Raw genomic sequence first — 11276 nt, 5'->3', positions numbered from 1 at the left:
CTGCATACCGTGTAAACGAAAACGCCGCCCTCAGGGGCGGCGTTTTTCATTGGACCTGGCCGGCCCTATCGCGGGACAAGCCCGCTCCCACAGGCTCTGCATCGGTCTTGAGATCTCTGCAGTACCTGTGGGAGCGGGCTTGTCCCGCGATAGGGCCGGCCAGGTCCAATGAAAAACGCCGCCCCTGAGGGCGGCGTTTTCGTTTACACGGTATGCAGGTACCAGTTGTACTCGAGGTCGGAGATCGAGTGTTCGAACTCCTCCAGCTCGCTCTCCTTGCACGCGACGAAGATGTCGATGTACTTCGGATCGATGTACTTGTTCAGGATCTCGCTGTCGTCCAGCTCGCGCAGGGCATCGCGCAGGTTGTTCGGCAGACTCTGTTCCAGCTGCTCGTAGGAGTTGCCTTCGATCGGCTCACCCGGCTCGATCTTGTTGGTCAGGCCGTGGTGCACACCGGCCAGGACCGCCGCCATCATCAGGTACGGGTTGGCGTCGGCACCGGCCACGCGGTGCTCGATGCGCACGGCGTCCGGCGAGCCGGTTGGCACGCGCAGGGCCACGGTGCGGTTGTCCAGGCCCCAGCTCGGCGCGTTCGGTACGTAGAACTGCGCGCCGAAACGGCGGTACGAGTTGACGTTCGGGCAGAGGAACGCCATCGAAGCGGGCAGGGTCTCGAGCACACCGCCGACAGCGTGACGAAGCGCGGCGTTCTGCTCGGGATCCTCGCTGGTGAAGATGTTGTTGCCATCTTTGTCCAGCACGGAGATGTGTACATGCAGGCCGTTGCCAGCCTGGCCCGGGTAGGGCTTGGCCATGAAAGTGGTGTCCATTTCATGGTCGTAGGCGATGTTCTTGATCAGGCGCTTGAGCAGCACTGCATAGTCACAGGCCCTCAGCGGATCGGGCACGTGGTGCAGGTTGACCTCGAACTGCGCCGGGGCGCTTTCCTTGACGATCGCGTCGGCCGGGATACCCTGCTCCTTCGCGCCTTCGAGGATGTCCTGCAGGCAGTCGGCATACTCGTCCAGGTCGTCGATCAGGTAGACCTGGGTCGACTGCGGACGCTTGCCCGAGATCGGCGAGCGCGGCGGCTGCGGACGGCCGTTCACGTTCTCCTGGTCGATCAGGTAGAACTCCAGCTCGAACGCGGCACAGATGGTCAGGCCCATGTCGGTGAACTTGCTCACCACCTGGCGCAACACTTCACGAGGGTCGGCGAAGAACGGCTCGCCTTCGATTTCGTGCATGGTCATCAGCAGTTGCGCGGTCGGGCGCTTCTGCCAGGGTTCGTTGGAGAGGGTGCCAGGGATCGGGTAGCAGATGCGGTCGGCGTCGCCGATGTCCAGGCCCAGGCCCGTGCTTTCGACGGTCGAGCCGTTGATATCCAGGGCGAAGAGGGAGGCGGGCAGGTTGATGCCTTTCTCGTAAACCTTGTGAAGGCTCGTGCGTTCGATACGCTTGCCACGAACCACACCATTCATATCTGCAATCAGAAGGTCAACGTAGAGAACCTCAGGATGTTCCTTAAGGAACGCGTTCGCTTCGTTAAGCTGAACGGCACGCGGGGGTACCGACATGATGCAACACCTTTGTTGTTAAAAATATCAATCAAGGGGGGCTTGCAGACCCAGTCAATCGAAAAGACAAACTGATGTCAAGCCAACCTCCTGATGCCCTGAAATGGCACATCAACGGCGGATTTGCTGCATATAAGGGCATGCCATTATCCGCTAAATCTGTAGGAAAGGGCTACGGCGATGGTGGCGTATTTTATTTTTTACGGAGGTGTTGTGAAAAAAAATGAACGAGGCTAAGCTCGGTCGCAACCCATAACAGTAATAATACGAGGGTCACATGGTCCGCCAGTCGCGACCTGAAAGCGCCGCCTGCGCTGCGCAGTCAGGTATTTTCACCGCTTGCCGAAAGGCCCTCGCGCGCCTGGCCCATCCCTGGAGCAGACTGGCCGCAATAATTGACGACCGGCACAGTCAGCCCTCGCCCCGTAGCAGTTTACTGCACGCTTTTCTTCCTTCCTGCCCTTTGCTTTCGAGATCGATACGCGTTTTGCGCGTGAATCGGCTGCCGTCCTGCGCATGGGTTTTTGCTTTGGCAACATACTCCATCCAGAATCAATGCGTGGGCCTTGCCAGGCCCTGCCGCGCCGAATGCGCCGACATTGACCGACGCCAGGCGTCAGTAGCGCCCGCCCCGCAGGGGCCGGGTCAAATGACCACCTGAGGTATTTATGAGTAACAACCTCGACCAGCTCACCGATTGGTTGAAAGAGCACAAGATCACCGAAGTCGAATGCCTGATCAGCGACCTGACCGGCATCACCCGCGGCAAGATCTCGCCGACCAACAAATTCATCGCCGAAAAGGGCATGCGCCTGCCCGAAAGCGTTTTGTTGCAAACTGTGACTGGCGACTACGTCGATGACGACATCTATTACGACCTGCTCGACCCGGCCGACATCGACATGATCTGCCGCCCCGACCAGGACGCCGTGTTCCTCGTGCCCTGGGCCATCGAGCCGACCGCCCAGGTGATCCACGACACCTACGACAAGAAGGGCAACCCGGTCGAACTGTCGCCGCGCAACGTCCTCAAGAAAGTGCTCAAGCTCTACGCCGACAAGGGCTGGCAGCCGATCGTCGCGCCAGAGATGGAGTTCTACCTGACCAAGCGCAGCGAAGACCCGGACTTCCCGCTGCAACCGCCGGTGGGCCGCTCCGGCCGTCCGGAAACTGGCCGTCAGTCGTTCTCCATCGAGGCCGCCAACGAATTCGACCCGCTGTTCGAAGACGTCTATGACTGGTGCGAACTGCAGCAGCTGGACCTCGACACGCTGATCCACGAAGACGGCACGGCGCAGATGGAGATCAACTTCCGTCACGGTGACGCGCTGCACCTGGCCGACCAGATCCTGGTGTTCAAGCGCACCATGCGCGAGGCCGCGCTCAAGCACAACGTGGCCGCGACCTTCATGGCCAAGCCCATGACCGGCGAGCCCGGCAGCGCCATGCACCTGCACCAGAGCGTGATCGACATCGCCACCGGCAAGAACATCTTCTCCAATGAAGACGGCAGCATGAGCACGCTGTTCCTGCATCACATCGGCGGCCTGCAGAAGCTCATTCCCGAGGCGTTGCCGCTGTTCGCACCGAACGTCAACTCGTTCCGCCGCTTCCTGCCGGACACCTCGGCGCCCGTGAACGTGGAGTGGGGCGAAGAGAACCGTACCGTCGGCCTGCGCGTACCGGATGCCGGCCCGCAGAACCGCCGCGTGGAAAACCGCCTGCCAGGCGCCGACGCCAACCCCTACCTGGCCATCGCCGCGAGCCTGCTGTGTGGCTTCATCGGCATGGTCGAGGGCATCGAGGCCAGCGCGCCGGTCCAGGGCCGTGGCTACGAGCGGCGTAACCTGCGCCTGCCGCTGACCATCGAGGACGCCCTGGAGCGTATGGAGAACAGCCGGTCGCTGGTGCAGTACCTGGGCAAGAAGTTCATTACCGGCTACGTCGCCACCAAGCGCGCCGAGCATGAAAACTTCAAGCGCGTCATCAGTTCCTGGGAGCGCGAGTTCCTGCTGTTTGCCGTGTGATCAACCCTGGGGCCGCAGGAGCGCGGCCATCGGATAGTGGAGAAGCAGATGAGCGTCAACAACCCGCAAACCCGTGAATGGCAGAACCTGAGCGGCGAGCACCACCTGGCACCCTTCAGCGACTACAAGCAGCTGAAGGCGAAGGGGCCGCGCATCATCACCAAGGCCCAGGGTGTGCATTTGTGGGACAGCGAGGGGCACAAGATCCTCGATGGCATGGCCGGCCTGTGGTGCGTGGCGGTTGGCTATGGTCGCGAAGAACTGGTCCAGGCGGCAGAGAAGCAGATGCGCGAGCTGCCGTACTACAACCTGTTCTTCCAGACCGCTCATCCGCCGGCGCTGGAGCTGGCCAAGGCCATTACCGACGTGGCCCCCGAAGGCATGAGCCATGTGTTCTTCACCGGCTCCGGCTCCGAAGGCAACGACACCGTGCTGCGCATGGTTCGCCACTACTGGGCGCTCAAGGGCAAGCCGAACAAGCAGACGCTCATCGGCCGGGTCAACGGCTACCACGGCTCCACCGTGGCCGGCGCCAGCCTTGGCGGCATGAGCGGCATGCACGAGCAGGGCGGCCTGCCGATCCCGGGTATCGTGCACATCCCGCAGCCGTACTGGTTCGGTGAGGGCGGCGACATGACCCCGGATGAATTCGGGGTGTGGGCTGCCGAGCAGTTGGAGAAGAAGATTCTGGAAGTCGGCGAGGACAACGTCGCCGCCTTCATCGCCGAGCCGATCCAGGGCGCCGGCGGGGTGATCATTCCGCCGGACACCTACTGGCCGAAGATCAAGGAGATCCTCGCCAAGTACGACATCCTGTTCGTCGCCGACGAAGTGATCTGCGGCTTTGGCCGTACCGGCGAGTGGTTCGGCTCCGATTATTACGATCTCAAGCCTGACCTGATGACCATCGCCAAGGGCCTGACCTCCGGTTACATCCCCATGGGCGGTGTGATCGTGCGTGACAAGGTGGCCAAGGTGCTCAGCGAAGGGGGCGATTTCAACCACGGCTTCACCTACTCCGGCCACCCGGTGGCAGCGGCGGTGGGGCTGGAGAACCTGCGCATCCTGCGTGACGAGAAGATCGTCGAGCGCGCACGCACGGAAGTGGCACCGTACTTGCAAAAACGACTGCGCGAGCTGCAAGACCACCCGCTGGTGGGCGAGGTACGTGGCCTTGGCCTGCTCGGCGCAATCGAATTGGTCAAGGACAAGGCGACCCGCAGCCGTTACGAAGGCAAGGGCGTGGGCATGGTTTGCCGCAACTTCTGTTTCGACAACGGCCTGATCATGCGCGCGGTGGGCGACACCATGATCATCGCGCCGCCACTGGTAATAAGCCGCGAAGAAGTGGACGAGCTGGTGGAAAAGGCGCGCAAGTGCCTGGATCTGACCCTGGAAGCGATTCGATAGGCGTTTGCTAGGCTAGCGATGTGACATTAAGTCGTTACAAGGCCCTGCTTTTGTTGAAACAGCGCCTTGTAACTTGCCAGACTAGCGGTTGTTTCAGTCGTCCGGCGCTTGCACCACGGGACCTGGCAGCTGAACAGATGGCTACTAAAAAAATTCTGGAGCATAACGCATGAAGAAAATGGGCAAGACGTTGCTGGCCGCCGCCCTGATGGGGGCCATGGCCACTGCTGTTCACGCTGAAGACAAGGTGCTGAACGTCTACAACTGGTCGGACTACATCGCTCCGGACACCATCGCCAAGTTCGAGAAGCAGACCGGCATCAAGGTCAAGTACGACGTCTTCGACAGCAACGAAACCCTGGAAGCCAAGCTGCTGGCAGGCAAGTCGGGCTACGACATCGTCGTGCCGTCCAACAACTTCCTGGCCAAGCAGATCAAGGCCGGCGTCTACGAGGAGCTCGACCGCTCCAAGCTGCCGAACTGGAAGAACCTCGACGAAGACCTGCTCAAGGCCGTTGGCGACGCCAGCGACAAAGGCAACAAGTACGCCTTCCCGTACATGTGGGGCTCCATTGGCATCGGCTACAACCCGGCCAAGGTCAAGGCCGCGCTGGGCGTGGACAAGATCGATTCGTGGGACGCCGTGTTCAAGCCCGAGAACATCGCCAAGCTCAAGAGCTGCGGCGTGAGCTTCCTCGATGCACCGACCGAAATGCTTCCGGCCGCGCTGCATTACCTGGGCAAGCCGACCGACAGCACCACCAAGGAAGACCTCAAGGCGGCCGAGGACCTGTTCCTGAAGATCCGTCCTTCGATCACCTACTTCCACTCCTCCAAGTACATCGGCGACCTGGCCAACGGCAACATCTGCGTGGCCGTCGGCTACTCGGGCGACCTGGAGCAGTCCAAGGCCCGCGCCCACGAAGCCGGCGACAAGGTCAAGCTGGACTACATCATTCCGAAAGAAGGCGCTGGCACCTTCTACGACATGGTCGCCATCCCGAAAGATGCCGAGCATAAAGATGCTGCCTACCAGTTCATGAACTTCCTGCTGCAACCGGAAGTCATGGCCGAGATCACCAACGCCGTGCGCTTCCCGAACGGTAACAAGGCCGCGACCCAGTTCGTCGACAAGGAGATCACCAGCGACCCGAGCATCTATCCGCCAGCGGAAGTGAAGAAGCATCTGTACGCGATCGCCGCCCCTGAAGCGGCCGCCCAGCGTTTGATCACCCGTAGCTGGACCAAGATCAAGTCGGGCAAGTAAGCCCTGTGCGGGGCTCTCTGGGCCGGGGTTTTCCGGCCCAGGGGGCATAAACCTCGATTGTTGATTGCGACATCCCAGCCACGCAGGTAAGTTGCGCGCCGGTTTTGCGTGTACGGCTGCTCCCAGCCGCCACCGAAGGCTCTGATTGTGAGGACCAACCACTTGTCTATTTCTGTATTGCGCAAGGCCATGATGGCTGGAGCAGGTCTGACGCTGGCCTGCAGCGTTCAAGCGGCGCCCACGGTGCACTTCTACAACTGGTCCGACTATGTCGGCCCGACCACGCTCGCGGACTTCGAGAAAGAGACGGGCATCAAGCCCGTGCAGGATGTCTTCGACTCCAACGAAACCCTGGAAGGCAAGCTGCTGGCCGGTAACACCGGCTATGACGTGGTGGTGCCGTCCAACCATTTCCTCGGCAAGCAGATCAAGGCGGGCGCGTTCCAGAAACTCGACAAGGATCTGCTGCCCAATTATTCCAACCTGGACCCAGCGCTGATGAAGCGCCTGGAAAAGAACGATCCGGGCAACCAGTACGCCGTGCCTTACCTGTGGGGCACCAACGGCATCGGCTACAACGTCGACAAGGTCAAGGCCACGCTGGGCGTGGACAAGATCGACTCCTGGGCGGTGCTGTTCGAACCCGAGAACATGAAGAAGCTCTCCAAGTGCGGTGTGGCCTTCCTCGACTCGGCGGACGAGATGCTCCCGGCGGTGCTCAACTACATGGGGCTCAACCCCAACAGCACCGATCCCAAGGATTACGCCAAGGCCGAGAAGAAGCTGCTGGCGGTACGTCCGTACGTGACCTACTTCCACTCCTCCAAGTACATCACCGACCTTGCCAATGGCGACATCTGCGTCGCGGCAGGCTTCTCCGGCGATGTCTTCCAGGCCAAGGCCCGTGCTGAAGAAGCCAAGAAGGGCGTGAACCTGGCCTACGCCATTCCCAAGGAAGGCGGCAACCTCTGGTTCGACGTGCTGGCGATTCCCAAGGACGCCAAGAACGTGAAAGAGGCCCACGCCTTCATCAACTATTTGCTGAAACCTGAGGTTATCGCCCAGGTCAGTGATTACGTCGGTTATGCCAACCCCAACCCCAAGGCTGGCGACCTGATGGACCAGGCTGTGAGAACTGACGCCGCGGTTTACCCACCGCAGGAAGTGCTGGACAAGATGTTCGTCAACGCGGAGTTGCCCCCCAAGGTGCAACGTCTGATGACCCGCAGCTGGACCAAGGTCAAGTCGGGCAAGTAAAAATCCAGACCCGACGTGGCCCTGCACACAGGCCGCTCGGGCACAAAAATCTTGTTGGGAGTTTCACTCATGGCAGTTGCCTCCGGTGCCTATAAGAAAGCCCTCGAGGGTGACCAGCAGCCCAAGCAGGTGCTGGTCAAGATCGACCGGGTCACGAAGAAGTTCGACGAAACCATCGCCGTGGACGATGTGTCCCTGGAAATCCGCAAGGGCGAGATCTTCGCCCTGCTGGGCGGCTCCGGTTCCGGCAAGTCCACCTTGCTGCGGATGCTCGCAGGCTTCGAGCGTCCGACCGAAGGTCGGATCTTCCTCGATGGTGTCGACATCACCGACATGCCGCCCTACGAGCGGCCGATCAACATGATGTTCCAGTCCTACGCGCTGTTCCCGCACATGACCGTGGCGCAGAACATCGCCTTCGGCCTGCAGCAGGACAAGATGCCCAAGGCCGACATCGAAGCCCGCGTGGCCGAGATGCTCAAGCTGGTGCACATGACCCAGTACGCCAAGCGCAAGCCGCACCAGCTCTCCGGTGGTCAGCGTCAGCGTGTGGCCCTGGCCCGCTCGCTGGCCAAGCGTCCGAAACTGCTGCTGCTCGACGAGCCGATGGGCGCGCTGGACAAGAAACTGCGTTCGCAGATGCAGCTGGAGCTGGTCGAGATCATCGAGCGGGTCGGTGTGACCTGCGTGATGGTGACCCACGACCAGGAAGAGGCCATGACCATGGCCCAGCGCATCGCCATCATGCACCTGGGCTGGATCGCCCAGATCGGCTCGCCTGTGGATATCTACGAGACGCCAACCAGCCGCCTGGTGTGCGAGTTCATCGGCAACGTCAACCTGTTCGAAGGTGAAGTGATCGACGACGCCGAAGGCCACGCGCTGATCGCCTCGCCGGAGCTCGAGCGCAAGATCTACGTCGGCCACGGTGTCACCACCTCGGTCGAGGACAAGCACATCACCTACGCGCTGCGTCCCGAGAAGTTGCTGGTGACGACGACGCAACCCGATTTCGAGCACAACTGGTCGCGCGGCAAGGTCCACGACATCGCCTACCTGGGCGGTCACTCGGTGTTCTACGTCGAGCTGCCGAGCGGCAAGATCGTCCAGTCGTTCGTCGCCAACGCCGAACGCCAGGGCGCGCGCCCGACCTGGGGCGATGAAGTCTACGTGTGGTGGGAAGACGACAGCGGCGTGGTACTGCGCTCATGAAACCGCGAAAGCTCAAACGAGCCCTCCAGCGCATCATCCCCGAGGGACGCCATCTGGTGATCGGCGTGCCGTTCATCTGGCTGTTCCTGTTCTTCATGCTGCCGTTCTTCATCGTGCTGAAGATCAGCTTCGCCGAAGCCGACGTGGCGATCCCGCCTTACACGGAGATCTACACCTACGTCGAGGACAAGATCCAACTGGTGCTGAACCTGGCCAACTACGGCCTGCTCACCGAAGATGACCTGTACATCTCGGCCTACCTGGGCTCGCTCAAGGTCGCCTTCTTCAGCACCCTGCTGTGCCTGCTGATCGGCTACCCGATGGCCTACGCCATCTCCAAGGCCGAGAAAGAGATGCAGACGGTCCTGTTGCTGCTGATCATGATGCCGACCTGGACCGCGATCCTGATCCGCGTCTATGCCTGGATGGGCATCCTCAGCAACAACGGGCTGCTCAACAGCTTCCTGCTGTGGACCGGGCTGATCGACCAGCCGCTGCAGATCCTCAACACCAACCTGGCGGTGTATATCGGCGTGGTCTATTCGTACCTGCCATTCATGATCCTGCCGCTGTACGCGAACCTGGTGAAGCATGACCAGAGCCTGCTGGAAGCCGCGAGCGACCTGGGCTCGAGCACCTTCAACAGCTTCTGGAAGATCACCGTGCCGCTGTCGAAGAACGGCATCATCGCTGGTTGCATGCTGGTGTTCATCCCGGTGGTGGGCGAGTTCGTGATCCCTGAACTGCTCGGCGGTCCGGAAACCCTGATGATCGGTAAGGTGCTGTGGCAGGAATTCTTCAACAACCGTGACTGGCCGGTGGCATCCGCGCTGGCAGTGGTGATGCTGGCGATCCTGATCGTGCCGATCCTGCTGTTCAACCGCAGCCAGGCCAAAGAGATGGAGGGTCGGGCATGAAGCGCTTCAGTTTCTCCAAGCTGATGCTGGTGCTCGGCTTGCTGTTCATCTACCTGCCGATGCTGATCCTGGTGATCTACTCGTTCAACGCCTCGAAGCTGGTGACGGTGTGGGGCGGCTGGTCGGTGAAGTGGTACGTCGGCCTGCTCGACAACACCCAGCTGATGGGTTCGGTGATGCGCTCGCTGGAGATCGCCTGCTATACGGCGGTGGCTGCGGTCGCGCTGGGCACCCTGGCGGCCTTCGTGCTGACCCGGGTCACCCGCTTCAAGGGCCGCACGCTGTTCGGTGGCCTGGTCACCGCGCCGCTGGTGATGCCCGAGGTGATCACCGGTCTGTCGCTGTTGCTGCTGTTCGTGGCCATGGCGCAGATGATCGGCTGGCCGCAGGAGCGTGGCGTCGTCACCATCTGGATCGCCCACACCACCTTCTGTGCCGCGTATGTGGCGGTGGTGGTGTCGGCTCGCCTGCGCGAGCTGGACCTGTCGATCGAGGAAGCGGCGATGGACCTGGGTGCCAAGCCGTGGAAGGTGTTCTTCCTGATCACCATCCCGATGATCGCGCCTTCTCTGGCAGCAGGCGGCATGATGTCGTTCGCCCTTTCGCTGGATGACCTGGTGCTGGCCAGCTTCGTGTCCGGCCCTGGCTCGACCACCTTGCCGATGGAAGTGTTCTCGGCCGTGCGCCTGGGCGTGAAGCCTGAGATCAACGCCGTGGCCAGCCTGATCCTGCTGTCGGTGTCGTTGGTGACCTTCCTGGTCTGGTACTTCAGCCGCCGCGCCGAAGAGCGCCGCCGCCGGGCGATCCAGCAGGCCATCGAGGAAGGTGCTGCAGCGAACGTCGGGCAATCGCAGGTACGGCGTCCGGCTCCGGCTGCTGCGTCGGCCTGACGGCCCTTTCGCGGGCAAGCCCGCTCCCACAAGGACGGTGCAACGTGCACTGAACCTGTAGGAGCGGGCTTGCCCGCGAAGGCTTCACCACCGATTCAAAGCCAGACCGCATCCCAATGCGGATACTCCCGCACACTGCTGACCAGCCCTGCTCTCAGTGGATTGGCGATGATGTATCTGGCTGCCTGCACCACTTCCTCCTCCTTGAGCAAGGCCGCATCGTGATACCCCGGTTGCCAGACGGGTACATGCCTCACTCCGGTCTTGCGCAGGGTGATGGCGCTGCGCGACTTGAACCTGCGCATCAAACTCCCAAGCGTCACCCCCCTCAACTCGATCAACCAGTGCAGATGGTCCGGCATCAGTACCCAGGCCAGCGTGCGGCTGGCGTTTTCCTGATCTGACAGGCGTAGCTGTTTCACCACCAGCCGGGCGCTGCGCAGGTCGTGGAAAAGGGGTTGTCGTTCGTGGGTGACAGTGGTCAGCAGGTAGCACCTGCCAGGCTCTGAGCAGCGGCCGCGGCGCAGGCGGTGGGAATGGGCCAGGGGCATCGAATTTCCTCCATGAAATTGACCTTTGGAGGTTAGCGGTGCTGTTCCGACCTTGGCGCCAATCATGGTTTCCGGATTTTGCGGTGGCCTCTTCGCGGGCAAGCCCGCTCCTACAGGACCTCCACAGCCTTGAGGGTGGTGTGGGAGCGGGCTTGCCCGCGAAGA

9 protein-coding genes are annotated in these 11276 nt (G+C 61.5%); 7 read left to right on the top strand and 2 right to left on the bottom strand.

Features of this window, described 5'->3' with window-relative positions; genetic code table 11:
• Nucleotides 1-203 precede the first annotated feature (203 nt).
• Nucleotides 204-1580, bottom strand: a complete 1377-nt coding sequence (locus ACPZMI_RS00985) for a glutamine synthetase family protein (RefSeq protein WP_186665474.1) — start codon at nucleotides 1578-1580, stop codon at nucleotides 204-206.
• Between the two features lie 668 nt (nucleotides 1581-2248).
• Here ACPZMI_RS00985 and ACPZMI_RS00980 point away from each other — a divergent pair.
• From ACPZMI_RS00980 to ACPZMI_RS00950, 7 genes are all read left to right on the top strand, one after another.
• Complete coding sequence (locus ACPZMI_RS00980; RefSeq protein ID WP_054894987.1) at nucleotides 2249-3607, top strand: glutamine synthetase family protein; 1359 nt, start codon at nucleotides 2249-2251, stop codon at nucleotides 3605-3607.
• 48 nt (nucleotides 3608-3655) lie between these two features.
• Entirely contained in the window at nucleotides 3656-5017 is a 1362-nt protein-coding gene (locus ACPZMI_RS00975) for an aspartate aminotransferase family protein (RefSeq protein ID WP_426351496.1), read from the top strand.
• A gap of 169 nt (nucleotides 5018-5186) precedes the next feature.
• Nucleotides 5187-6284, top strand: coding sequence for a polyamine ABC transporter substrate-binding protein (locus ACPZMI_RS00970; protein WP_426351495.1), 1098 nt, complete (start codon nucleotides 5187-5189; stop codon nucleotides 6282-6284).
• Nucleotides 6285-6446: 162 nt separating this feature from the next.
• Entirely contained in the window at nucleotides 6447-7541 is a 1095-nt protein-coding gene (locus ACPZMI_RS00965; RefSeq protein ID WP_426351494.1) for a polyamine ABC transporter substrate-binding protein, read from the top strand.
• 69 nt (nucleotides 7542-7610) lie between these two features.
• Complete coding sequence (locus ACPZMI_RS00960) at nucleotides 7611-8753, top strand: ABC transporter ATP-binding protein (protein WP_054894983.1); 1143 nt, start codon at nucleotides 7611-7613, stop codon at nucleotides 8751-8753.
• A gap of 35 nt (nucleotides 8754-8788) precedes the next feature.
• Nucleotides 8789-9670 (top strand): ABC transporter permease subunit, encoded by an 882-nt coding sequence (locus tag ACPZMI_RS00955; RefSeq protein WP_172964842.1) that lies wholly within the window; start codon nucleotides 8789-8791, stop codon nucleotides 9668-9670.
• The gene (locus tag ACPZMI_RS00950; protein ID WP_426351493.1) at nucleotides 9667-10560 is read left to right on the top strand and encodes an ABC transporter permease subunit; all 894 of its coding nucleotides are present in this window, start codon (nucleotides 9667-9669) and stop codon (nucleotides 10558-10560) included. The genes ACPZMI_RS00955 and ACPZMI_RS00950 overlap by 4 nt, the downstream gene beginning before the upstream one ends.
• 95 nt (nucleotides 10561-10655) lie before the next feature.
• On the opposite strand, the gene ACPZMI_RS00945 is transcribed toward ACPZMI_RS00950, so the two are convergent.
• The gene (locus tag ACPZMI_RS00945) at nucleotides 10656-11111 is read right to left on the bottom strand and encodes an REP-associated tyrosine transposase (RefSeq protein ID WP_426351492.1); all 456 of its coding nucleotides are present in this window, start codon (nucleotides 11109-11111) and stop codon (nucleotides 10656-10658) included.
• Nucleotides 11112-11276: the final 165 nt, after the last annotated feature.

Source organism: Pseudomonas wayambapalatensis (assembly GCF_049942315.1).
GTDB lineage: Bacteria > Pseudomonadota > Gammaproteobacteria > Pseudomonadales > Pseudomonadaceae > Aquipseudomonas > Aquipseudomonas wayambapalatensis.
The sequence above is the reverse complement of the archived record's forward strand: the minus strand, read 5'-3'. Positions and strand labels throughout refer to the sequence as shown.

Bases quoted from the DNA above. Each gene is read 5' to 3' on its own strand.
- ACPZMI_RS00985 (WP_186665474.1), bottom strand. From the start codon at position 1,580: ATGTCGGTACCCCCGCGTGCCGTTCAGCTTAACGAAGCGAACGCGTTC.
- ACPZMI_RS00980 (WP_054894987.1), top strand. From the start codon at position 2,249: ATGAGTAACAACCTCGACCAGCTCACCGATTGGTTGAAAGAGCACAAG.
- ACPZMI_RS00975 (WP_426351496.1), top strand. From the start codon at position 3,656: ATGAGCGTCAACAACCCGCAAACCCGTGAATGGCAGAACCTGAGCGGC.
- ACPZMI_RS00970 (WP_426351495.1), top strand. From the start codon at position 5,187: ATGAAGAAAATGGGCAAGACGTTGCTGGCCGCCGCCCTGATGGGGGCC.
- ACPZMI_RS00960 (WP_054894983.1), top strand. From the start codon at position 7,611: ATGGCAGTTGCCTCCGGTGCCTATAAGAAAGCCCTCGAGGGTGACCAG.
- ACPZMI_RS00950 (WP_426351493.1), top strand. From the start codon at position 9,667: ATGAAGCGCTTCAGTTTCTCCAAGCTGATGCTGGTGCTCGGCTTGCTG.
- ACPZMI_RS00945 (WP_426351492.1), bottom strand. From the start codon at position 11,111: ATGCCCCTGGCCCATTCCCACCGCCTGCGCCGCGGCCGCTGCTCAGAG.